This window comes from Tepidamorphus gemmatus (genome assembly GCF_004346195.1).
Taxonomy (GTDB): domain Bacteria; phylum Pseudomonadota; class Alphaproteobacteria; order Rhizobiales; family Tepidamorphaceae; genus Tepidamorphus; species Tepidamorphus gemmatus.
This window is the reverse complement of the sequence record NZ_SMAK01000001.1, coordinates 550,289-570,073: the sequence shown is the minus strand read 5'-3', so window position 1 is coordinate 570,073 and position 19,785 is coordinate 550,289. Positions and strand designations below refer to the sequence as shown.

20 protein-coding genes are annotated in these 19,785 nt (G+C 67.3%); 12 read left to right on the top strand and 8 right to left on the bottom strand.

The genetic code is table 11. From position 1 onward, the window contains the following. Positions 1-3 precede the first annotated feature (3 nt). Complete coding sequence (locus tag EDC22_RS02700; RefSeq protein ID WP_132805044.1) at positions 4-2,055, bottom strand: elongation factor G; 2,052 nt, start codon at positions 2,053-2,055, stop codon at positions 4-6. Positions 2,056-2,248: 193 nt separating this feature from the next. Here EDC22_RS02700 and EDC22_RS02695 point away from each other — a divergent pair, with 193 nt between their 5' ends. The 4 genes from EDC22_RS02695 to lysM all read left to right on the top strand — a co-directional run bounded on the left by EDC22_RS02695 (position 2,249) and on the right by lysM (position 6,065). Then, positions 2,249-3,106 (top strand): class I SAM-dependent methyltransferase, encoded by an 858-nt coding sequence (locus EDC22_RS02695; RefSeq protein WP_165926759.1) that lies wholly within the window; start codon positions 2,249-2,251, stop codon positions 3,104-3,106. Positions 3,107-3,635: 529 nt separating this feature from the next. Further along, the gene (locus tag EDC22_RS02690) at positions 3,636-4,241 is read left to right on the top strand and encodes a glutathione S-transferase (RefSeq protein WP_132805042.1); all 606 of its coding nucleotides are present in this window, start codon (positions 3,636-3,638) and stop codon (positions 4,239-4,241) included. 14 nt (positions 4,242-4,255) lie between these two features. Continuing rightward, positions 4,256-5,506 carry an MFS transporter gene (locus EDC22_RS02685; RefSeq protein ID WP_132805041.1) on the top strand — a complete coding sequence of 417 codons (1,251 nt, stop codon included), beginning with the start codon at positions 4,256-4,258 and terminating at the stop codon, positions 5,504-5,506. A gap of 115 nt (positions 5,507-5,621) precedes the next feature. After that, positions 5,622-6,065, top strand: coding sequence for a peptidoglycan-binding protein LysM (gene lysM, locus EDC22_RS02680; RefSeq protein WP_132805040.1), 444 nt, complete (start codon positions 5,622-5,624; stop codon positions 6,063-6,065). A gap of 120 nt (positions 6,066-6,185) precedes the next feature. Here the strand turns inward: lysM and EDC22_RS02675 are convergent, their stop codons facing one another. Continuing rightward, the gene (locus tag EDC22_RS02675) at positions 6,186-7,334 is read right to left on the bottom strand and encodes a PQQ-dependent sugar dehydrogenase (RefSeq protein ID WP_132805039.1); all 1,149 of its coding nucleotides are present in this window, start codon (positions 7,332-7,334) and stop codon (positions 6,186-6,188) included. Between the two features lie 132 nt (positions 7,335-7,466). Between EDC22_RS02675 and EDC22_RS02670 the strand changes: the two genes are divergently transcribed. The 3 genes from EDC22_RS02670 (at position 7,467) to EDC22_RS02660 (ending at position 9,673) form a co-directional block, all read left to right on the top strand. After that, the gene (locus EDC22_RS02670) at positions 7,467-8,012 is read left to right on the top strand and encodes an SRPBCC family protein (RefSeq protein WP_132805038.1); all 546 of its coding nucleotides are present in this window, start codon (positions 7,467-7,469) and stop codon (positions 8,010-8,012) included. Between the two features lie 162 nt (positions 8,013-8,174). Next, positions 8,175-9,095, top strand: coding sequence for a cupin domain-containing protein (locus EDC22_RS02665; protein WP_132805037.1), 921 nt, complete (start codon positions 8,175-8,177; stop codon positions 9,093-9,095). A 122-nt stretch (positions 9,096-9,217) separates the two neighbouring features. Continuing rightward, complete coding sequence (locus tag EDC22_RS02660) at positions 9,218-9,673, top strand: PH domain-containing protein (protein WP_132805036.1); 456 nt, start codon at positions 9,218-9,220, stop codon at positions 9,671-9,673. Between the two features lie 20 nt (positions 9,674-9,693). Here EDC22_RS02660 and EDC22_RS02655 read toward each other — a convergent pair whose 3' ends face one another. The 4 genes from EDC22_RS02655 to EDC22_RS02640 form a co-directional block, all read right to left on the bottom strand. Further along, positions 9,694-9,888 carry a hypothetical protein gene (locus EDC22_RS02655; protein ID WP_132805035.1) on the bottom strand — a complete coding sequence of 65 codons (195 nt, stop codon included), beginning with the start codon at positions 9,886-9,888 and terminating at the stop codon, positions 9,694-9,696. Position 9,889: 1 nt separating this feature from the next. After that, positions 9,890-10,252: a hypothetical protein gene (locus tag EDC22_RS02650; RefSeq protein ID WP_132805034.1), complete on the bottom strand. Its 363-nt coding sequence runs from the start codon at positions 10,250-10,252 to the stop codon at positions 9,890-9,892. A gap of 196 nt (positions 10,253-10,448) precedes the next feature. After that, the gene (locus tag EDC22_RS02645) at positions 10,449-10,757 is read right to left on the bottom strand and encodes a putative quinol monooxygenase (RefSeq protein WP_132805033.1); all 309 of its coding nucleotides are present in this window, start codon (positions 10,755-10,757) and stop codon (positions 10,449-10,451) included. A 47-nt stretch (positions 10,758-10,804) separates the two neighbouring features. Continuing rightward, positions 10,805-12,112 (bottom strand): NAD(P)H-dependent oxidoreductase, encoded by a 1,308-nt coding sequence (locus tag EDC22_RS02640; RefSeq protein WP_132805032.1) that lies wholly within the window; start codon positions 12,110-12,112, stop codon positions 10,805-10,807. A gap of 173 nt (positions 12,113-12,285) precedes the next feature. Between EDC22_RS02640 and EDC22_RS02635 the strand changes: the two genes are divergently transcribed. The 3 genes from EDC22_RS02635 to EDC22_RS02625 are packed head-to-tail and all read left to right on the top strand — an operon-like array spanning position 12,286 to position 15,307. Then, complete coding sequence (locus EDC22_RS02635) at positions 12,286-13,263, top strand: tripartite tricarboxylate transporter substrate binding protein (RefSeq protein ID WP_132805031.1); 978 nt, start codon at positions 12,286-12,288, stop codon at positions 13,261-13,263. Positions 13,264-13,287: 24 nt separating this feature from the next. Continuing rightward, positions 13,288-13,755, top strand: coding sequence for a tripartite tricarboxylate transporter TctB family protein (locus EDC22_RS02630; protein ID WP_132805030.1), 468 nt, complete (start codon positions 13,288-13,290; stop codon positions 13,753-13,755). Between the two features lie 46 nt (positions 13,756-13,801). Next, positions 13,802-15,307 (top strand): tripartite tricarboxylate transporter permease, encoded by a 1,506-nt coding sequence (locus EDC22_RS02625; protein ID WP_132805029.1) that lies wholly within the window; start codon positions 13,802-13,804, stop codon positions 15,305-15,307. Between the two features lie 262 nt (positions 15,308-15,569). Here the strand turns inward: EDC22_RS02625 and EDC22_RS02620 are convergent, their stop codons facing one another. After that, entirely contained in the window at positions 15,570-16,370 is an 801-nt protein-coding gene (locus tag EDC22_RS02620; RefSeq protein ID WP_132805028.1) for a phytanoyl-CoA dioxygenase family protein, read from the bottom strand. Between the two features lie 53 nt (positions 16,371-16,423). Continuing rightward, positions 16,424-17,152, bottom strand: a complete 729-nt coding sequence (locus tag EDC22_RS02615; RefSeq protein ID WP_132805027.1) for a GntR family transcriptional regulator — start codon at positions 17,150-17,152, stop codon at positions 16,424-16,426. 190 nt (positions 17,153-17,342) lie between these two features. Here EDC22_RS02615 and EDC22_RS02610 point away from each other — a divergent pair, with 190 nt between their 5' ends. Next, positions 17,343-18,545 carry a pyridoxal phosphate-dependent aminotransferase gene (locus EDC22_RS02610; RefSeq protein WP_132805026.1) on the top strand — a complete coding sequence of 401 codons (1,203 nt, stop codon included), beginning with the start codon at positions 17,343-17,345 and terminating at the stop codon, positions 18,543-18,545. 127 nt (positions 18,546-18,672) lie between these two features. Then, positions 18,673-19,719 carry an LLM class flavin-dependent oxidoreductase gene (locus EDC22_RS02605; RefSeq protein ID WP_245499590.1) on the top strand — a complete coding sequence of 349 codons (1,047 nt, stop codon included), beginning with the start codon at positions 18,673-18,675 and terminating at the stop codon, positions 19,717-19,719. The last annotated feature ends 66 nt before the right edge of the window (positions 19,720-19,785 follow it).

Below are 19,785 nucleotides of genomic sequence, written 5' to 3'. Positions count from 1 at the left end.
CCGTCACGCCGCCTCGCGCCGATGCGACTCGATCACCTGGTCGGCCAGGCGGCCGGTCAGTTCGGCCAGATGGTCGAATCGGCAGACATAGCTGCCGACGCCCGCGGTGGCCGATCTCAGCTCGACGATCAGATCGCGCATCTCAGCTTCGGGCATCTGCGCCTGCACGACGTCCCAGCCGGGCCAGCCGGGCCGCGCATCGAAGCCGAGGATCTGCCCGCGCCGCTGCGACACGATGGTGTTGACCTTGGACGTCGCATCGGACGGCACCATGATCTCGACGTGCAGGATCGGCTCCAGCAGCACCGGCGAGCATTGCGCCATGCCTTCGCTCATGCCGATCCGCGCCGCTGTGCGAAACGCCATGTCCGAGGAATCGACCGTGTGATAGGAGCCGTCAGCCAGATTGACGGCAATATCGACCACCGGGAAGCCCAGCGGGCCCTGCCGCAGGTAGTCGCGGCAGCCCGCCTCGACCGAGGGAATATACTGCTTCGGCACCACGCCGCCGGTGATCGAGTCGGTGAATTCGAAGCCGGAGCCGCGCGGTAACGGCTTGATCTCGAGTACGACGTCGCCGAACTGGCCGTGGCCGCCGGACTGCTTCTTGTGGCGTCCGCGCACCGTCACCGCCTTGCGGATGGTCTCCTTGTAGCCGACATGCGGGTCGTGGGTCGCGACATCGATGGCGAACTTTCCGGTCAGCCGCGCCAGCGCCACCCTCAGATGCATCTCGCCCTGCCCCCACAGCACCATCTCGCCGGCGTCCTGGTTGTGGACCAGCGACAGCGAGGGATCCTCGTCGATGATCTTGCCGATCGCGGCCGTGAGCTTGACCTCGTCCTTGCGCTCCTTGGCTGCCACCGCCTTTCCGTAGACCGGCGGGGGTGGGGCGATCGTCACCAGATTGGCGATCGGCCGGTCGGCTGCGAGCGTGTCGCCGGTCGCGACCTTCTCGAGACGGCCGAGCCCGATCGTATCGCCGGCCCGCGCGCCCGAGGCCTTCGCTGCCTCCTGACCGCGCAGCGTGAACAGGCCGGAGATGCGGTCCTCTTCGCCATTGGCGCGGCGCAATGTCATGCCGTCGGCGATCTCGCCCCGCAATACGCGGGCCACCGACAGCTTCCCCCCATGCGGGGTGTGGAAGGTCTTGAGGATCTGGGCGACCGCTCCGCTTCCCTCCGGCAGGCCGAGGCGCTCCACGGTGTGGGCAATGGTCGGGGCATCGTGGCGGAGCGACTTCATCAGCCGCAGGATGCCGTTGCCGTGTTCGGCCGAGCCGGTCAGCACCGGCACGATCAGTCCTTCGCGCATCTCGCGCCTGAGATCGTCGAACACCCGGTCGCGCGGCGGCTCGATGTCGCTGAGCAGTTGCTCCATCAGCTCATCGTCGTAGTCTGCGAGCTTCTCCAGCATGGCGAAGCGCGCCTCGACCTCGTCGGCCTTCGCCGCGTCGGGCATCTCGATGACCTCGCTGGGCGCATGCTCGCGATAGACGAAGGCCCGCTCCAGCGCCAGGTCGATGAAGCCGGTGACGATGCCGTTCTCCCAGATCGGCAGCTGCCGCAGCACGACCGGCTGGGCGGACGCCCGCTGCAGCATCTCCAGCGCGGCGCGCAGCCCGGCCTCCGCCTTGTCGACCTTGTTGAGGAAGATCAGGCGGGGAACACCGAGATCCTCCAGTTCCTTAAGGATCAGCTGCAGCGCCGCCAGCTTCTTCTCGTCGGGCTCGGCCACGACAACCGCCAGATCTGCCGCCGGCAGCACGCTGCGCGCCTCGTGCAGGAACTCGATCGAGCCGGGACAGTCGATGAAGGTGTAGGTGTCGCCGAGAAACTCGGTAGTCGCGATGTTCGCCTCGACGCTCATTCCGTGGCTGCGCGCCTCGGGCGAGGCATCGCCCACGGTGTTGCCGTCCGCCACCTTGCCCTGCCGGGTGATGGCGCCGGTGCGTGCCAGGATGCTTTCCAGAAGTGTCGTCTTGCCGCTCAGATACGGGCCGACCAGCGCGATGCACCGGGCGGCCCCGCCTGCCTTGCCACTTGCTTCAGCCATCCAGCAACCCTCCCTCTGTTATGGGCGGACCGCCGGGCATCCGAATATCTGCGCGCGAGTGCCGGTGGCCGCGCCTGTCATCGCATGGTCACAGGCATTGGGCCGGGGCGCAAGGGGCATGGCGGCGGGACCACGGCCGATCATGCCGCCTCGGCGGTTGACGCCGTCCCGTTTCGGGCGCATGTCGTGCGCTATGACTGTCCATGCCTCCGCCGCCCCCGACACCATCGACACGCCACTGGGGCCCGTCCCGGTGTCGCACCGGCCCTGCCCGGCCTGCGGCACCGACAATGACGATCGCGCCGCCGGACCGTTTTCGCGCCCGCCCTGGTCGATCAAGGACTGCCGGACCTGCGGCTTCGTCTATCTCGACCCGGTGCCGCGCTACGAGGCGCTGCACGCCACCCTCTCCTGGGAGAAGAGCCGGGAATCAGAGAACCGCCGCCGCGCCGCCGAGCGGCCGGTCTCCTACAGGGTCAGCCAGGCGCTGCGGAAGCGCAACCGGCTGTTCCCGCGCCGTGACATCGCCCGCATGGCCGAGGACTCCGCGCCGCCCGGCAACGTGCTCGATATCGGCTGCGCGGAGGGTGGGCGCGCGATGACGCTGGCCGAGGGCTACATCCCCTACGGCATCGAGATCTCCGCTGACCTCGCGCGGGCGGCCGATGCCAGCTTCGCGACCCGCGGCGGCGCCTGCATCCATGCGCCGGCCCTGGACGGGCTGAAGCAGTTTCCCGACGGCTTCTTCACGGCCGCCATGCTGCGTTCCTACCTCGAACACGAGGTGCAGCCGGCCGAGGTGCTGCAAGAACTCGCGCGGGCGCTGGCGCCCGGCGGCGCCGCCATCGTCAAGGTTCCCAACTACGCCTCGCTCAACCGCCGCGTGACCGGCCGGCGCTGGTGCGGCTTCCGCTATCCCGACCATGTCAACTACTTCACGCCGGCAAGCTTGCGGGCCATGGCCGGGCGGGCGGGTTTCGCCGCGGATTTCGGCCTTACCGGGGCGATCCCGACCAGCGACAACATGTGGGCGGTGCTGAGGCGCAGATGACCGGGCGGACCTTGACCGGATCACGTGTGGTTACGGCTCGACGCTGAACTCCAGGTCGGCGTCCTCCTCGACGCCGTCGGGCGTCAATATCCTCGAGACGTATCAGGACACCACGAACGCCTGAGACCCGCACCAGGTCTCCACGGTGGCGAGGGCTCGCTCGCGACTCGGTGCGTCGCACAGCGCGTCGGGTCCGCGGAATTCGGCGGTGCGCACCGAATGGACCGCGCCCCAGCGCCCCGGGTCGCACCAGTCGGCGCGATAGCAGCCGCCCGCGCCGGCATCGCGGCATTTGAGCCGGGCAATGGCGAAGGCAGCATCGGCGTTCGGCCTGGCACCGCCGTAGACACCGCACTCGGGCGCGATCGCGATCGCCCTGCCGGTCGGATTGCCGTCGCGTTAGATGACCCGATTTGTTGGGCACGAGCGACTCGGCCCGCATGCAGACTTGGCGCCGGCCGCACAAAGCGGCTAGTGTTCGGGCAACCTGCCCAGCCGGTGGGCACACACCCGGCCGGAGTCCCCGCACATGATGATCCTGCGTTCGTCGCCAGCCTCTCCATTCGGCCGGAAGGTGAAGATCGCGGCTAAGCTGCTCGGGCTCCAGGACCGCATACGCGTCGAGACCACGGACACGGTCGCTCCGGCCGACGGATTTCTCGCCGAGAACCCGCTCGGAAAGATACCGACGCTGGTACTGGAGGATGGCAGCACGCTCTACGATTCCCGCGTCATCGTCGAATATCTCGACCACCTTGCGGGTGGCGGCCGCCTCATTCCGACGGGCGAGCCCCGGTTCCGCGCCCTGAAGATGCAGGCCTTGGCTGATGGGCTGATGGATGCCGCGCTGCTGATCGTCTACGAGAGCCGGTTCAGGCCACCGGAGATGCATCACCCGCCCTGGCTCGACCGCCAATCCGCCAAGATCGCCCGGGCGCTGCTCGCATTCCACGCGAGTCCGCCGCCGCTGACCCCGAAGGTCGATATCGGCCACATCGCGCTTGCCTGCGCGCTCGGCTATCTCGACCTGCGCTTCGATGGGCGCTGGCGGTCGGGCCATCCAAGGCTCGTCGCCTGGCTCGACGCCTTCGGGGCACAGGTTCCCGCTTACGGAGAGACGACGCCGGTCGTCTGAGGAGCTCGCGGTCGATGATCCTCGACGTGGTGAAAGTCGCGACTGGTCCTTGCCGCGTCGACAGCGGCTATTCGTGGTTCCGGCTGGCGATCTCGATGATGCTCGGGACGATCGGCGGCGTCGGCATGTGGGCCGTAGTCGTGGTGCTGCCGGCGGTGCAGGCGGAGTTCGGCGTCGACCGCGCCGATGCCTCGTTGCCCTATACGCTGACCATGGCCGGCTTCGCGCTCGGTAACGCCCTCGTCGGCCGCCTCGTCGACCGCTACGGCATCATGCCGCCGATCCTCGGCTCGGCGCTGGCGCTCGGCGCCGGTTTCATCCTCGCCGCGATGAGCCCGCAGCTCTGGCTGTTCGCGCTGGCCCAGGGCGCGCTGATCGGCATCGGCACGGCGGCGACCTTCGGCCCGCTGATCGCCGACCTGTCGCACTGGTTCCGTCGCCGCCGCGGCGTCGCGGTCGCGGCGGCGGCGACCGGCAATTACCTTGCCGGCGCCATCTGGCCGCCCATCATGCAGCCGATCTTGGCGGCCGACGGCTGGCGGACGACCTACATGGTCATCGGCATCGTCATCCTCGTCGCGATGGTGCCGCTGTCGCTGCTGTTGCGCCGTCGCTTCGTCGAGGAGGTGATCCCCGGCACCGAGAGGGGCCATTCCGGCGGGCCGCTGAAGCCGATCGATCTGTCGCCGCGCGCGCTGCAGATCCTGCTGGTCGTGGCGGGGCTGGGCTGCTGCGTGGCGATGTCGATGCCGCAGGTGCACATTGTCGCCTATTGCGCCGATCTCGGCTATGGCGTCGCACGCGGCGCCGAGATGCTCGCCCTGATGCTCGGCGCCGGCGTGATCAGCCGTCTCGCCTCCGGATTCCTCGCCGACTGCATCGGCGGCGTGAAGACGCTGCTGATCGGTTCGGTCTTGCAGGGTCTGGCGCTGGCACTCTACATTCCCTTCAATGGGCTCGCCTCGCTCTATGTCGTGTCGCTGGTGTTCGGACTGTCGCAGGGCGGCATCGTGCCGTGTTACGCGCTGATCGTGCGCGAATACCTGCCCGCCCGCGAGGCCGGCCAGCGGGTCGGCACCGTGATCATGGCGACGGTCGTCGGCATGGCGTTCGGCGGCTGGATGTCGGGCTGGATCTATGACCTGACCGGCTCGTATCTGGCGGCCTTTCTGAACGGCATCGCCTGGAACCTGCTCAATGTGACGGTCATGCTGTACGTCCTGTTCCGCAGCCATTCGGCGGCCACACGGCTGCGGCCGGCCTGACACGGTCGCAGCCGGCTCCGAGCTGGCCCCTCGCCACCGTTCGGCAGCGCTTTTCCCTTTCCCCGGTCGTGAGACCGGCTAAACTTCCCCGATCGCGCACACGGAGGCCAGCAAGATGGGACTGTTCTCGTTCCTGAAGGACGTCGGCGAGAAGCTCGGCATCGGATCGTCCGACGCAGCACCGCCGGCCGAAGATCTGAGGAAGTCTGTCGAGAAGCTGGGACTCGAGGCGGAGGGACTGGAGATCAAGGTCGAGGGCGACAAGGTCAAGGTGACCGGCATGGCCCCCTCCAGCTCGGTCCGCGAGAAGATCATCCTGGCGCTCGGCAACGTCACCGGCGTCGGCGCCGTCGACGAGGACATCGCCGTGAAGACCAGGGAGCCGGATGCGATCTTCTACGAGGTGAAGAAGGGCGACACGCTCTGGAAGATCGCCGAAACCCATTACGGCAAGGGCAAGGGCGCGTCCTATACCGTCATCTTCGAGGCGAACAGGCCGATGCTGACCCATCCCGACAAGATCTATCCGGGTCAGGTGCTGCGCATCCCGCCGATGTGAGGGGCGCCCACGCGGTCACGCCCCCTCCACGGACTGATCAGGGTTCAGCAGGAGAATTGCCGGACAGCTTGGCCATTGCATGGCGCAGCCTGGATACCGGCGAGCCCGCGTGCAATGACCTCAATCCGGGGGGCTGAGCTTAAGGATCCGCCCGTCGCCTGAATCGGTGAGCAGGTAGATGTGGCCATCCGGCCCCTGGCGAACGTCGCGGATTCGCATGCCCAGATCGCCAAGCAGCCGCTCCTCGCCCGTCACCCGCTCGCCGTCGAGTTCAAGCCGGACCAGCACCTGTCCCGACAGACCGCCGGTGAACAGGTCGCCGCGCCAGTCCGGAAAGACGTCGCCGGTATAGAACATCAGCCCGGACGGCGAGACCGACGGGTCCCAGTAGTGGATCGGCTGCTCCATGCCCTCCTTCTCGGTGCCCTCCCCGACCGTCCGGCCCGAGTAGTGGACTCCGTAGGAGATCACCGGCCAGCCGTGGTTCGCCCCCCTCCGCGGTATGTTCAGCTCGTCGCCGCCGCGCGGCCCGTGTTCGACCGTCCACAGCGCCCCGGTGTCGGGGTGGATCGCGGCCCCCTGCGGATTGCGGTGGCCGAACGACCAGATCTCCGGCTCCGCGGCGGCACCGTCGGCAAAGGGGTTGTCGGGCGGAACAGCGCCGTCATCGGCGATCCTCAGTACCGAGCCGGCATGGTCGGTGGCAACCTGGGCCCGCTCCATCTCTCCCCGGTCACCGATGGTAACGAACAGTGTCCCGTCCGGGGCGAAGGCGAGCCGTGAACCGAAATGCCGGTTGCCGCTCGACTTGCGGTTCATCCTGAAAATCGTCTGCAGCCCCTCGAACCGGGGCGGTGCGCCCTCGGTCCGGACCAGTCGTGCCCGCGCCACCGCGGTACCGGCGGAACCGCCGTCCAGTTCGGCGAAGGTGAAGTAGACGAGGCCATTGGAGGCGAAGTCCGGATGCAGTGCAACATCGAGCAAGCCGCCTTGGCCGAAGGCCCGCGTCTGCGGCGCCCCCGCAATCGGGTCGGACATGCTGCCGTCGGCTGCCACAAGTCGCACCCGGCCCGGCCGCTCGGTGACCAGCATCGCCCCGTCGGGCAGGAAGGTCAGCCCCCAGGGATGCTCGAGACCGCGCGCGACCGTCTCAACGCGCACCTGACTGGCACTGGCGTCGGCGATTGGGGCTGATGCCATGGCGGCAGCAATCGCCACACCCGCCACTGCAACGACGACGGCATATGGTTGAAAATCACAGTTCGACATGGCCCTTCTCCTGCCGAGATCGTATCTAGGGGCTCGGGCCGAGTCGGCCGCCGGTTTCACGCAAGCGTGAAGTCCCGGGCGTCCCGGAGCGGGGCCGGAACGAGTCATTGCGAATCCCAAGAATCGGCAACAATGCGTTCGATCGTGCGCTACATCGTCGGAGTGATCATCGTCGTGGCGCTGGGGCTGATCGCCGGCCTGCTGCTGCCCCGACACGTCGACGTGAGCCGCGCCATCGTCATTAACGCGCCGTCCGGCGCCATCTGGCCGCTGGTGTCGGATCTGAGGCGCTTCAACGAATGGTCGCCGTGGGCGTCGATCGACCCGGAGGGCACCACCTATCACTACGAGGGTGCGAAGGATGGCGTCGGCCAGCGTATGGTGTGGCGCAGCGCGCACCCGGATGTCGGGTCGGGCAGCCATGAGATCACCGAGATCGATCCGGGCCGCTCGGTCACCGCGCAACTGCGCTTCGGCGAACTGGGCAAGGCCGAAGCGAACATCATCCTGACGCCGGCCGGCCATGGCACGGAGGTCACCTGGGACTTCGCCACCGATCTGGGCATGAACCCGGTGCGACGGTGGCTCGGACTGTTCATCGACGGATGGGTCGGCAAGGACTACGAGGCGGGGCTAGAGCGACTGAAGCAGCTGGCGGAACCCCCATCGGGCCGCTGAGAGCCTGTCCGCCCGCGATGACCTTACTGCAATTCGACAAAAGGCTGTTTCCGCTCCTTAAGGTAAAGGAACGGAAAGGTTTCCGCTCGCTGAACGGATTGCGTATTGTCGGCTCCGCTCGCTCTGCGGGCGCTTCAATCCGAGACACCTGCCGACAGCCAGATGACTCAGACGATCTTCGCGGACTGGCAGCCCAGGTACACGAGCCTGTTCGGTCGCCACACGATCAAGTTGCAGCACCGGCTGGCCGAGACCGGCCTGTTCGAGGATGAGGCGCTGGCCGAGCTGATCGATCGCGCCGATCCTGCCGACTACCACATCTGCACGATGGGCACCGATCATCGCCGCCGCAACTGGCGCGCCGGCGACAAGGGCACCCGCAGCGGCGCCGAGGTGATCGAGGCGGTCAGGACCGGCCGCATCTGGATCAACCTTCAGCGCGTCAACGCCACCGATGCCCGATACGGCGCCCTGCTCGACCGAATTTTCCGCGAGATTGAGTCCAATGTGCCGGGGCTGTCGACCTTCAGGCGCAGCCTTGGCGTGCTGATCTCGTCACCGAATGCGCAGGTCTACTATCACTGCGACATACCCGGTCAGATGCTCTGGCAGATCCGCGGCCGCAAGCGGGTCTATGTCTATCCGGCCGCCGAGCCTTTCCTCAACCCGGCGGACATGGAAGGGGTGATCCTCGGTCTGACCGAGGAAGAGGTACCCTACGAGCCCTGGTACGACGACTACGCCGAGATTCACGATCTCGAGCCGGGCCAGATGCTGCATTGGGCGCTGAATGGCCCCCACCGCGTCGTCAATCACGACTGTCTCAACGTATCGGTGACGACCGAACACTGGACGAGCGAGATCCGCGCCTCCTATGCCATGAACTACGCCAATGGCCTGCTGCGGCGGATCGGCGTCCGCAATCCGTCGCGCGCAACGTCCGGTCCGGTCTTCCTGGCCAAGGCGGGTCTTGCTGCGGCGGTCAAGTACAGCGGGCTGATGAAGAAGCATCGCTACGCGCGAATCACCGACTTTCTCGTCGATCCAGCCGCACCCGGCGGTTTCGTCGACGTACCGCGCTGACCGCACGCATCATCAAGGCTTTCTGACGATCGCTCCAAACGCAGACTTCGACGCCGCCCCTCGGGGCGGCGTTCCTTTCTGAACCGGGGTGCAACCCCCCGGCCGGATGCTATAGTCCCGACATGGACACGAGCGCAGATCCCGCGATCGAGCCCTGCATCATCGGCCGGGCACACTGGAGCGTGTTCCTGCCGCCGATCATCTTGACGGTGGTGCTGCTGGCCGTCTGGGGCATCGCAGAGATCGTCGGCGGCCGCGGACGGACGGTGGGACTGTATGCGTTCATCGCCGCTGCCGTGGTGGTGCCGCTGCATCTGCTGGTCGTCTTCCTCCGCTTCCAGACGACGCGCATCGCCCGCACCTTCGACGGCATCTGGATCGAGCGGGGGTGGCCGACCATGACACCGCGCCACCTGAGGTGGGACGAACTTGCCGGGATCGCGGCGGAGCCGTCGGTAATTGGCCGGCGCTTCGGTGCGGGGACCTTGTCACTGTCGATCGTCTCGGGCGAGACAATCTCGGTACACGGTCTGGCCGACGTCGAGGACCTCGCCCAGGAGTTGCGGACCGCCTCCTGACCGGCTACGGAGCGACCGGCTCAGCCGTGCGGCCGTAGCCTGACGTCCACGAGCATGTGGGCGGGCGACACGAATCCGTCCCTCTCGTGTACCTTGAGCCGGAGGCCGTCGGCAATCAGCATGATGCCGATCACCACCAGCACGGCAAAGATCAGCACGGCGACCGCGTCGCCAGCCTCGGTCCGTCCGATGAGACGCTTCAGCGAGATGGACATCTCACCGCACCCGAGACCGTATGCCGAGCTCGCGCCACATCAGCGCGGTGAGCCCGCCAAATCCTGCCAGCAGCAGCAGGATGCCACCCGAGATGATCTTGCGATCCGAGATCGTGGTGAAATCGGGCGGCGGCAGGCCCGGCGCGAGCGCCGGCCTGGGAAGCTCGAGCATGAGCGCCGTTTCCCCGGAATGTACCACCCCGACGGCCTTCCCGGCTGTACCGAAGTCGGTCTCGATGCCCGACGCCGCCAGCGCAGCCACTGGCGGCAGCAACGCCAGCGCAAGTCCGAGTATCGCGGCGCTGAGGACGCAGCGCCAGCGCGATGCTGTGACTTGATCCCGATCCTTAACCCCGTCGACCATACTCTCATTCCCCGTCTTGTCCGCGCCGCGGCGGGCGCTGTTGGGGCATAGGAGAACGGATCAATCGGGCGTCCGATGGCCGGAAATCTGGCCTCGTCGGACAGAAACCGGGGCGACTTCGTGGCTTTTCCGTTACCGGTTCGTTAACAATCGTGTCCGCCCTGCTGCGCGCGCCGGCGCGCTCTGCACGCGCCGTTCATATGACCACCTTCTCGTCGATGATCCTGTGCAGCGTCCGGGTGATCGCGCCCAGCCGCAACCCCTCGGACGCAGCCTGGAACGCGCGGAGATGGGGCTGACGCGTGTGTTCGGCCAGCGCCTCCTCGGAGGCCCAATGCTGGTGGACGAGAACCCGGCCGGGTTCGAACATCGCCTCGTAGACCTGGTATCGCAGACAGCCCGGCTCTGCCCGCGAGGCGGCTTCCATCGGCCTCAGAAGCTCCATCATCCGGTCCCTGTCGCGGGGATCGAACTGAATCTCGACGGTAAGGACGATGGTTGCCATGGCTGCTTGTGACGGCGGTCTTCCGTGCCGGCGCGATCTGCGTTCGGCTACACGTCGCCAAGCAGCTTCTCGTGCTCCTTACGCGAGGTCAATGTCGTGCTGTCGCCAAGGCTAACGTCTGCGAAACGGACCACCGCCCCCGCCGGGACCGGTCCGGTGAGCGTCACACCGTGGGCGAGGCCGATCGGCAGGGCGCCGATCTCGACGCTTCTGGCGGCCGGCATGAGCTTGCCCCAGACCGTGTAGCCGCCTTCCCCGTCGAGCCGCTCGCCGGGCTTCAGGTCGCGCTTGGCGACCGCCACCGCATCGCCGACGAAGGCACGGGTCGCCCCGGTCGGCTCACCGCGCAGCGCAGCATTCAGCACCGAGACGTTGAGCTCGAGCCCGATCAGGTGGAACGGCTTGTACATCGCCGCGTAGCGCCCGGTCTCGTCGGTCTTCAGGCCGTACTGCCTGAAGCAGGCGGCCGCATAATCGTTCGGGGCCTCCAGGACCACGTAGACGCCCCATCTGAGGTCCCGGAACACCGGCCGCCCATCGCGCTCGAGGCTCGAGACAACTTCGACCATGCCCGAGCGCTGCAGCATCCCGCCTGCGGACTTCGGCCGCAGCACATGGGCGAGATCGTCGACTCCGCAGGGCGGGAAGGACAGACCGTCATCCGGCACGCCGAGGCCCGTGGCATTGGCGATGGCCGCCATCTCGATCGCCGACTTGGTGCCGTCGAGGAAGGAGTTGAACATCTGCGGGTTCATGCCCGCAGCGGCAGCTTGCTCCGGCGTCAATCCGTAGTGCGGCCAAACGTTGTCGGGCGTGACGGTGTGGAACTCCGGAAGATACTTGGTCCCCTTCCCCGCCGCGACGACCGAAAATCCGCAGGCGCGCGCCCAGTCGACCATCTCGCAGGTCAGCGCCGGCTGGTCGCCATAGGCCATCGTGTAGACGACACCGGCGGATTTCGCCCGCCTGGCAAGCGCCGCGCCGGCCAGCACGTCGGCCTCGACATTGACCATGACAATGTGCTTTCCCGCCTCGAAGGCCGCCAGCGCATGCGCGATCCCGGCGCCCGGATGCCCGGTAGCCTCGATCACCACCTCGACGTCATCGCGCGCGCAGAGCTCCCTGCCATCCGCGCAGAACACGGTGTGCGCCACGCGCTCCTCGTCCCAGCCGACGGTCCGGCAGGCAGCGCGGGCACGTTCCACATCGAGATCGGCGATCGCCGCCACGTCGAGGCCGGGCGTGGTCGGCACTTGCGAGAGAAACATTGATCCGAACTTGCCGGCACCAATGAGCCCGACCCGGACCGGCCGACCTTCCTCCTGGCGACGGGCCAGCAATGCCATCAAATTCATGCCGTCTCCTGTTCGTTCTTCCGCCCGTGCAAGCGAACCGGCCGAGACTATTGCCAGGATTCGCCTCCGGCAGCACCCTCGGTCTGATTCTCGCGCACGTCCCTTGCAAGCCCCTACCATTTGGGTGAACAATGGCTATCGTATACACAAAACAACCAACCTGGGAGAGACGCATGCTTGGGAGAGTGCTTCGTGGCGCCCTGTTCGTCGCTGCGGCCGCCATCGTCCTGCCGCTGGCAGGACCGGCCCATGCCGAATATCCGGACCGCCCGATCACCATGGTCGTGCCCTGGGGCGCCGGCGGCGGCACGGACGCGACCGGCCGCATCATCGCCGCGATCCTCGAGAAGGAGCTCGGTCAGCCGGTCAACGTGGTGAACCGTACCGGCGGATCCGGCGTCGTGGGCCATTCGGCGATCGCCGAGGCGGCGCCTGACGGCTATACGATCGGCGTGGCCACCGTCGAGATCGGCATGATGCATTGGCAGGGTCTCACCGATCTCACCTGGGAATCCTACACCCCGATCGCGCTGGTCAACGAGGATCCGGCGGGTCTGCAAGTCGCTGCCGATTCGCCGTACAAGACGGCTGCGGAACTGGTCGAGGCGATCAAAGCCAATCCCGGCCAACTGAAGGCATCGGGAACCGGTCAGGGCGGCATCTGGCATCTGGCGATCGCCGGCATGCTCGACAGCATCGGCGTCGATCCGGCCTCGGTGCCATGGGTGCCGAGCCAGGGCGCCGCGCCGGGCCTGCAGGATCTCGTGGCAGGCGGCGTCAACATCGTTCCCTGCTCGCTGCCGGAAGCCCGTTCGCTGATCGAAGCCGGACGCGTCAGGTCTCTGGCGATCATGGCGCAGACGCGCGCCGACCTCTTCCCGGATGTCCCCACGCTGAAGGAGGCGCTCGGTTCGGATTGGACGATCGGCGCCTGGCGCGGCATCGTCGGCCCCAAGGGCCTACCCGACGATGTCACCGCCAAACTCACCGCGGCGCTCGAGAAGGTCTACAACAGCTCCGAGTATCAGGATTTCATGAAGGAGCGCGGCTTCGGCATCCGCTGGGCCTCCGGCCAGGAGTTCGCGGATTTCATGAAGCAGTCGAACGAGAATCTCGGCGCGGTCATGAAGGCCGTGGGCATCGCCCAGTAGGCGGGACCCGCGCAGGGATCCCCGATGCGCCTCGGCGACACCATGCTCGGCGGGCTGCTGCTGATCCTGTCGGCAGCACTCGCCGGGTTTTCTCAGACCTTCCCGGCGATTCCCGGCCAGACCTACGGGGCGGCGACGTTTCCGATCGCCGTGGCGATCGGTCTGGCGGGCTGCGGCGTCCTGCTGATGATCGGCGGCATCCGGGCCGGGCACCGGCATCTGGAGGCGGCGGAATGGATGCTCGACCGACGGGCGGTGGTCTCCGTGGCGCTCACCGTGCTGGCCATGATCGGCTACATCCTGCTGGCGCCGCGCCTTGGCTTCATTCCCGTCATGGCGGGAATGCTGCTCGGCCTGTTCCTGCTGTTGCAGGTCCACTGGCTGATGGCGATCGTCGCGGCGGCGGCGACGACGATGGTCATTCACGGCCTGTTTGCCGGTTTCCTGCTGGTCCCGCTGCCGCTCGGCATCTTCCCCCGGGTATCCTGGTAGCCGCGATGCCCCCCGGCATCGGCTGCGAGCAAAAGGCTTTCCGCGCATGAGCGCCCTCGGCCAGGCCTTCGAGCTGGTGTTCCAGTGGCAGGTGATCGGCACGGTGTTCGTGGCGGCGATGTTCGGCCTGATGGTTGGCGCCATCCCGGGTCTCACTGCCACCATGGCGACCGCGCTGCTGGTGCCGCTCACCTTCTTCATGGATCCCGTTCCCGCCGTCGGCGCGATCGTGACCTGTGCGGCGATGGCGATCTTCGCCGGCGACATCCCCGGCACCTTGCTGCGCATTCCCGGCACGCCCGCCTCCGCCGCCTATACTGACGAGGCCTATGCGATGACGCGCAAGGGCCAGGCGGAAATCGCACTCGGTGCCAACCTGCTGTTCTCGGCGATGGGCGGGCTGTTCGGGACCTTCGTTCTCATCTTCGCCGCGCCCACGCTGGCGGAAGTGGCGCTGAAGTTCTCGTCCTTCGAGTATTTCTGGATGGCGCTGCTCGGACTGACCTGTGCGGTCTTCATCGGCGCATCCTCGCCGCTCAGGGCCTTCGTCAGCCTGTTCATCGGCCTGTTCGTCTCCACCATCGGCCTCAACAACCCCGCCGGCGTGCCACGCTTCACCTTCGGGTCGACCGATCTTCTTGCCGGGATCGACTTCATCCCGGCGATGATCGGCCTGTTTGCGGTGTCCGAGGTGCTGCGCTCGGTGGCGGCGGGGGTGCCGGCGATCGGCCGGGTGCAGGCGGCGACCGGCCACATCTTCTCGCACTGGGGCAACCTCATCCGCACCTACTGGCGCCAGCAGATCCGCGGCAACATCATCGGAACCTCGATCGGCGCGCTCCCCGGCGCGGGCGCTGACATCGCCGCCTGGGTCGCCTATGCGCTCAGCCGGAAATTCTCGAAGACGCCGGAGAAATTCGGCACCGGCCACGTCGAGGGCATTGTCGAGAGCACGTCGGCCAACAATGCCGCGGTGTCCTCGGCCTGGATCCCGGCGCTGGTGTTTGGCATCCCCGGCGATACCATCACCGCAATCGTGATCGGCGTTCTCTACGTCAAGGGTCTCAACCCGGGGCCGACGCTGTTCCTGTTCAACCCGCAGGCGATCTACGCGGTGTTCATCATCTTCATCCTTGCCAATCTGGTGATGATCCCGTTCGGCTGGCTCGCCATCAAGGCGGCCAAACGGCTTCTGCTGGTGCCGCGCAAGCTGCTGATGCCGATCATCCTGGCGTTCTGCATCGTCGGTGCCTTCGCCTCCAACAATGCGACCTACGGCATCGTGGTGATGCTCGTCTTCGGCGTGCTCGGCTTCATCATGGAGGAGAACCGCATCCCGATCGCCCCCTGCATTCTCGGCATCGTCATCGGACCGATGCTGGAGGACACCTTCGTCACCTCGATGATCAAGGCCGACGGCTCCTTCCTCGCCTTCTTCGAGCGTCCGATTGCCGCGGGCCTCGGCATCGCCACGATCCTGATCTGGCTCTCGCCCCTTATCGGCCGTGCCGTCCGCAAGTCCGGCGCGCCGGGCGAGGCCGGGCAAGGTTAGGTTAGGTTAGGTTAGGTTAGGTTGGGTTGGCTTGGGCCGGGCCGGCAGCAGCGCGGCCGGGGCCGGGACGGGTCAGGGGTTGGCGAGATGACGGCAACGGCGGAGCGGGCACACGGCCCGCTCGCCGCGCCCTGTCATGCCCGGGCCTCACACGGGCACCTCGCGTCAGACCAGCGCGACAGCGCCGGGTCGGGCCCGGCAATGCAAGCGTGGACGCGGGTTCGCGCGTCCGCGCCTGTGACAGCGAAACAGGCCTGCGCGCCTATTCCGCCGCCTGCCGCTTCGCCTCGGCCAGTTCCATCAGCGCGTCGTCGGCGAGTGGCGTGATCGGCGTGAAATCGCGGTGAGCGATCCATTCGGGCCGGGTCGGCTTGCGGATGTAGTTGGAGACCGCACACAGCGTCAGATAGACGATCTTGCGCGGATAGGGCGTGATGTTCGGCGGGCTGGCATGGACCAGATTGCCGTGGAACATCAGCACCGAGCCGGGCTTGCCGGTCGGCGCGACGATGCCGCCTTCCTCGGCGAGCCTTGTCACCGTCTCCTTGTCGAGCGTCCACAGCGGATAGGACGTCGTCTGAACGTCGTGGCCTGCCTCGAGCACGCCGGACTTGTGGCTTCTGGGAATGAACATCAGCGGCCCGTTGATCGCCATCACCTCGTCGAGGAAGACGGCGATGTTCATGGCCCTCGGCTCCGGCATGCCGTCGTCGCGCGCCCAGGTGCCATAGTCCTGGTGCCACTGCCAAACCTCGCCGTCGAACGGCGCCTTGGCGTTGATCTTGAACTGGTGCATGTAGACCGGTTCGCCGAACAGCTGGCATACCGGCCCGACAAGGCGGGGATGCGCGCCGAGCCGCCGGAACGCCTCGTTGTAGGTATGCGCGGCGAACGCGGTGCGAGGCGCTCCGGATTTCTCCCGCCACACCTCCTCACGATCCTCCGTGTAGATCTTCTCGGCCTCCTCGCGCAGCACCGCCACCTCGGCGTCCGAGAAGCAGTCCGGCAGGAACAAATAGCCGGTCTCGTCGAATTCCTTCAGCTGGGCGTCGGTCAGTCTCATGGCGTCTCTCCTCTTGCGCAGTCCGTTGATCGGGCGACGCCTGCCGCTGCGCCTCAGGCAGCGTCGTCCTTCAGGAGAAGCCTCGCGACGAGCGCCGCGCCGGCTTGTTCGGTGTGGGTGCGGGCACGGCGGCCCGCCTCGTCCGGGTCGCCTGCCTCGACAGCGGCGAGGATGCCAGCATGTTCCGCCCAGACCCGGCGCCGGATCTCCCTGTCGCCCAGAACCGCACCCATCGAGCGCTTGAAATGCGGCCACTGAGCCGCCACCGTCTCGACGATCGCCATATTGCCGGACAGGCGGTGCAGGGCCGAATGGAACCGCACGTCGGCAGCGATCCAGTCGTGCATGGGATCGGCGTCAGACAGCGACTGACCTGTGGCCAGCGCATTGCGCGCAGCAAAGAACGCAGCCGGATCGGCCAGGCCTTCGGCGACGGCGCGCGCGGCGCGGCTGGCCGCGACCTCTTCGAGCGCGGCGCGCACCTCGTAGAGATCGGCGATGCGCCGGGGTTCGATCGGCGCAACGGCAACGCCGCGCTTGCCCTGCTCGATGGCGAGCCCTTGCCGCTTGAGCATGTGCAGCGCATGGCTGACCGGCTGGCGCGACACGCCGAGCCGGGCGGCAACCTCTTCCTGCCCGAGACGCGCGCCGGGCTCGAGTTCGCCCGCCGCGATCGCGTCGACGAGGCGCTCGTAAACCTGGTCGATCAGGTTCGGGACGATGCCGAGCGGCTGCACGCGGGTCCTCCGGGTGAGCGGATGCCCGGCGGCGCGCCGGGTCATCTCTGAATTCTGAATTCAGAGTGCTGCAGGAACTGCGCACCGTCTATGCGCGGCGCAACATCACTTGCTCGCCTCAGTGGCGGTGCAGCGCGAAATCCGACCGCCCGTCCCTGCCCGACGCTTGCGTCGCGCGCGCGGCTTCACTAGGGTCCGCCGCGCTTCTCGACCCCTTTGAACCGGAGCTCCGGACATGGCCTTCCTCGCCGACGCGCTCGGCCGCATCAAGCCGTCCGCAACCATCGCCGTTACCAACAAGGCCCGCGAGCTCAAGGCCGCAGGCCGCGACGTCATCGGGCTCGGCGCCGGCGAGCCGGATTTCGACACGCCGGACAACATCAAGGAGGCCGCGATCCGCGCCATCCGCGACGGCAAGACCAAGTATACCGCCGTCGATGGCATCCCCGAGCTGAAGGCAGCGATCGCCCGCAAGTTCGCCCGCGAGAACGGCCTGACCTACGAGCCCTCGCAGATCACCGTCGGCACCGGCGGCAAGCAGGTGCTGTTCAATGCGCTGATGGCGACCCTAAATCCCGGCGACGAGGTGATCATGCCGGCGCCCTACTGGGTGAGCTATCCGGAGATGGTCGCCCTGTTCGGCGGCGTGCCTGTGCCGATCGAAACGTCCGTCGCCACCGGCTACAAGTTGACCCCGGCCGCTCTCGAGGCGGCGATCACCGCGAAGACCAAGTGGGTGATCTTCAATTCGCCGTCCAACCCGTCCGGCGCCGCCTATACGCGCCAAGAACTCAAGGCGCTGACCGACGTGCTCATGCGCCACCCGCATGTCTGGGTGATGAGCGATGACATGTACGAGCATCTCGTTTATGACGGCTTCGAGTTCACCACACCTGCCCAGGTCGAGCCCGGCCTCTACGACCGCACGCTGACGGTCAACGGCGTCTCCAAGGCCTATGCGATGACCGGCTGGCGCATCGGATATGGCGCGGGACCTGCCCAGCTCATCAAGGCAATGGGCACCATCCAATCGCAGTCCACCTCCAATCCGACCTCGATCTCGCAATATGCGGCAGTGGAGGCGCTGGACGGGCCGCAGGATTTCATTCCCAGGAACGCCGCGCTCTTCAAGGCGCGCCGCGATCTCGTCGTGTCGATGCTGAACCAGGCCAGCGGCATTGAGTGCCCGAAGCCGGAAGGCGCCTTCTACGTCTATCCGAGCTGCGCCGGCACCATCGGCAAGACGTCTGCCGGCGGCCGGCGGATCGACAGCGACGAGGATTTCGTCACCGCTCTGCTCGAGGAGGAAGGGGTCGCGGTGGTGCAGGGCTCCGCCTTCGGCCTTGCCCCCCATTTCCGCATCTCCTATGCGACCTCGACGGAGGCACTGGAGGAGGCCTGCCGGCGGATCCAGCGGTTCTGCGGAGGATTGCGGTAGGCGGACGCGGGATGCGGCAGCCATCGCGACGTAAGGCCCGCGGGCCCGTCGGTCCCAGGTCGCGAACGCCGTGCCACGCCATGCCCGGGCTTGACCCGGGCATCGCCGCCTCCACTTGATCGCGGGCATGTCCATCGAGCCCTGCGCCATGCCCCTCGCCCTCTCCGTCCTCGATCTCTCCCCCGTCACCACCGCGACACCGCCCTCGCAGGCGCTGAGGAACTCCATCGACCTGGCGGCTCATGTCGACAAGCTCGGCTACACCCGCTACTGGCTGGCCGAGCACCACAACCTGGCAAGCGTCGCCGCCTCGTCGCCGGCAATCATGATCGGCCAGGTCGCCGCCGCCACGCGCCGCATGCGGATCGGATCGGGCGGGGTCATGCTGCCGAACCATGCGCCGCTCACCGTTGCCGAGAACTTCCGCACGCTCGAGGCGCTGTTTCCCGGCCGCATCGACCTCGGGATCGGCCGCGCGCCGGGCACCGACCAGCTGACCGCCGCGGCGCTGCGGCGACGGATGGACAAGCCGGAGGACGACGATTTCATCGAGCGTCTGCACGAACTGATCGCCTTTGGCACCGACGCCTTTCCCGAGACGCATCCGTTTCGCCGCGTCGCTGCGATGCCGACCGACGTGGTGCTGCCGCCGGTCTGGATCCTGGGCTCATCCAGCTATGGCGCTCATCTCGCCGCCGCGATGGGACTCGGCTATTCCTTCGCCCATCACTTCGCCTCATTCCCGGCGGCCGAGGCGATGCGCATCTATCGCGACAGCTTCCGGCCCTCGGCGTGGATGGATCGCCCGTACGCGATCCTGGGTGTCTCGGTCGTGGTGGCGGAAACCGACGAGGCCGCCGAATACCTCGCCGCGACCGTCGATCTGGCCTGGCTGCGGATCATGCGCGGCGAGCGTGCGCCGCTGGCGAGCCCCGAGGCTGCGCTGGCGATTCCCTACACCGAGGCCGACCGCGCCCAGATGCGCCGCACCCGCGACCGTCACGCGGTCGGCAGCCCCGGCACCGTGCGCGCGAGGCTGGAGGAACTTGCGCATGCGTGCCAAGCGGACGAGCTGATCATCACCACGACGATCTTCGACCACGAGGCGCGCAAACGGTCATACGCGCTGCTCGCCGAGGCATTCGGGCTCGATCAGGCGGGAGCGGCGGGATAGCCGGCCATTACCCTTGCGCCTGCATGTCATGACCGCTCCTGCGCGGGCATCCCCGGCCTGTCTGTC

Coding starts and splice junctions, on each gene's coding strand:
- EDC22_RS02675 (WP_132805039.1), bottom strand. CDS start 7,334: ATGTCGAACTGTGATTTTCAACCATATGCCGTCGTCGTTGCAGTGGCG.
- EDC22_RS02650 (WP_132805034.1), bottom strand. CDS start 10,252: ATGGTCGACGGGGTTAAGGATCGGGATCAAGTCACAGCATCGCGCTGG.
- EDC22_RS02660 (WP_132805036.1), top strand. CDS start 9,218: ATGGACACGAGCGCAGATCCCGCGATCGAGCCCTGCATCATCGGCCGG.
- lysM (WP_132805040.1), top strand. CDS start 5,622: ATGGGACTGTTCTCGTTCCTGAAGGACGTCGGCGAGAAGCTCGGCATC.
- EDC22_RS02665 (WP_132805037.1), top strand. CDS start 8,175: ATGACTCAGACGATCTTCGCGGACTGGCAGCCCAGGTACACGAGCCTG.
- EDC22_RS02700 (WP_132805044.1), bottom strand. CDS start 2,055: ATGGCTGAAGCAAGTGGCAAGGCAGGCGGGGCCGCCCGGTGCATCGCG.
- EDC22_RS02615 (WP_132805027.1), bottom strand. CDS start 17,152: ATGACCCGGCGCGCCGCCGGGCATCCGCTCACCCGGAGGACCCGCGTG.
- EDC22_RS02635 (WP_132805031.1), top strand. CDS start 12,286: ATGCTTGGGAGAGTGCTTCGTGGCGCCCTGTTCGTCGCTGCGGCCGCC.
- EDC22_RS02695 (WP_165926759.1), top strand. CDS start 2,249: ATGACTGTCCATGCCTCCGCCGCCCCCGACACCATCGACACGCCACTG.
- EDC22_RS02625 (WP_132805029.1), top strand. CDS start 13,802: ATGAGCGCCCTCGGCCAGGCCTTCGAGCTGGTGTTCCAGTGGCAGGTG.
- EDC22_RS02630 (WP_132805030.1), top strand. CDS start 13,288: ATGCGCCTCGGCGACACCATGCTCGGCGGGCTGCTGCTGATCCTGTCG.
- EDC22_RS02620 (WP_132805028.1), bottom strand. CDS start 16,370: ATGAGACTGACCGACGCCCAGCTGAAGGAATTCGACGAGACCGGCTAT.
- EDC22_RS02685 (WP_132805041.1), top strand. CDS start 4,256: ATGATCCTCGACGTGGTGAAAGTCGCGACTGGTCCTTGCCGCGTCGAC.
- EDC22_RS02640 (WP_132805032.1), bottom strand. CDS start 12,112: ATGAATTTGATGGCATTGCTGGCCCGTCGCCAGGAGGAAGGTCGGCCG.
- EDC22_RS02690 (WP_132805042.1), top strand. CDS start 3,636: ATGATGATCCTGCGTTCGTCGCCAGCCTCTCCATTCGGCCGGAAGGTG.
- EDC22_RS02670 (WP_132805038.1), top strand. CDS start 7,467: ATGCGTTCGATCGTGCGCTACATCGTCGGAGTGATCATCGTCGTGGCG.
- EDC22_RS02610 (WP_132805026.1), top strand. CDS start 17,343: ATGGCCTTCCTCGCCGACGCGCTCGGCCGCATCAAGCCGTCCGCAACC.
- EDC22_RS02645 (WP_132805033.1), bottom strand. CDS start 10,757: ATGGCAACCATCGTCCTTACCGTCGAGATTCAGTTCGATCCCCGCGAC.
- EDC22_RS02655 (WP_132805035.1), bottom strand. CDS start 9,888: ATGTCCATCTCGCTGAAGCGTCTCATCGGACGGACCGAGGCTGGCGAC.
- EDC22_RS02605 (WP_245499590.1), top strand. CDS start 18,673: ATGTCCATCGAGCCCTGCGCCATGCCCCTCGCCCTCTCCGTCCTCGAT.